The sequence below is a fragment of the Citrobacter amalonaticus genome, assembly GCF_037053465.1.
Taxonomy (GTDB): domain Bacteria; phylum Pseudomonadota; class Gammaproteobacteria; order Enterobacterales; family Enterobacteriaceae; genus Citrobacter_A; species Citrobacter_A amalonaticus_H.
Map to the genome: position 1 here is coordinate 1 of NZ_JBALIF010000054.1, position 1616 is coordinate 1616.

Genomic DNA, 1616 nt, shown 5'->3' on the forward strand with positions numbered 1-1616 from the left:
TTCTCCTGCATCTGCCTGGAGCGCCGTCAGTTAACCATGCCGAATCTAACTTCCAGCGGTGGCTGACGCTTAGCGTTACCTGGAACATTATTATGGCAGCCCCTTTTCAGGGATGGGGAACGGGTAGTTTCGGGTATATTTTTCAGCGCTGGATGGCCGGTCTGCCTGGCGGGAATCCGGGCAGGGAGCTGATGCTTCATCCCCATAATGAAATTTTGTACCAGTGGATGGAAGGGGGAATAGCAGGCCTGCTGGGTTGCATCCTGATAATTGCTGGCGGAATAAGCCTTATTCGCCAGCAGAGCCGTTCATTTATTCCCGCCAGTTGGGTGGCCTTATTACCTGTGGCGCTTCATACACAAACAGAATTTCCCCTGTATTACTCCGTACCCCACATCCTGGTTGTGATTCTACTCCTGGTTTGCGTGGATACCGGAAAGCCTCTTTCGGTTGATTTACGTCGCTATCGTTTCAGCCATCTGGCTGGCAGGGCCGTCATCCTGATGCTGTGCGCATATTTTATCGCACTTCTGGCATGGTCTGTGAAAGTCGGATTCATTCTCAGCCGCTATGAGTCTCAGGTATCGGGAGCAAAGGCTGAGATGAAGGCGCTTACTGATGCTCCATGGTTATACCGGAGCCGGTATGACTATGACAAAAATACGCTTTTGCTGGCTGACTTTAATGCAACCCATGAACCGGCCCTGCTGTCTCTTTTTCTTATGGAAAATGCGCGTTGGTTGCGTTTCCGGATTTCTCCGGATGCTTCATATAACCAGATACTGGTCCTGCATTATCTCCGTCGTGATGATGAAGGGCGACGGTTGTTTGTAATAAATCAGCAATTATTTCCATGGGATAGGCGTTTCGGCGCGCGAAAGCACTGATGTCGTCCCATGAATGCAAACCCAGTTTACTGCAGGGAAAGTGATGGCATTTTCTTTGCAGCCTTTTTTATTCTGGATGGCTGTAATGATGAAATATCGCCAGCTATTTACCTTCTGTGTTGCCTGTATTTTTTTTATCTGCTTTCAGTGCGTTGGGGTTATTGCTTCCGGACAGCGAGTCGAGGGTGTATCTCGCCTGACTGTCCAGGGAGTGTTTCATCTTTATCTCTCAACCTGGCCACTCTGCCATATAACACTGGGGATTATACAACAGCAGAATTTACATCAATCTGGCATACAACCACCTCCGTGTTGGTGAATATCGCGCTGGCTTGCAATGCCAATACCAGGAGGAATGCAACCATCAATGCTGAGGCCTGTCAGGCTGGGACTGTAAAAATAATGACGGATACATGAGCAGCATCAGGGGGGATTCAGATGATGGATAAAAGTGGTGTTGCATTGCAGTTAAACCAGAAATTTCTGGTGGGGAGTCCTCCCTCAGATAATGCGTATCCTGCTAACTGGAACGCGCATTACATACCAATTTTTTCTGCGGTGACAACCGGGAATGCAAATGCGCCCGTTACTGTAGCCATGACGTATGAATAAACTGGAGAGATAAATGAAACCTGAATCCTGTCATATTCCGTATCTGCTGGTGGCGCTAATGGGGATTGCTATGAGTTTGCTGTCCCATGCTGCGGATAATGTAGCAATTAATTTTAC

At 48.2% G+C, this 1616-nt stretch carries 2 protein-coding genes; both read left to right on the forward strand.

Features of this window, described 5'->3' with window-relative positions; genetic code table 11:
- Positions 1-887 (forward strand): PglL family O-oligosaccharyltransferase (locus WB371_RS23720; RefSeq protein ID WP_336222382.1); only part of this gene is annotated, 887 nt, incomplete at its 5' end.
- A gap of 438 nt (positions 888-1325) precedes the next feature.
- Positions 1326-1499, forward strand: a complete 174-nt coding sequence (locus WB371_RS23725; protein WP_336222383.1) for a hypothetical protein — start codon at positions 1326-1328, stop codon at positions 1497-1499.
- The last annotated feature ends 117 nt before the right edge of the window (positions 1500-1616 follow it).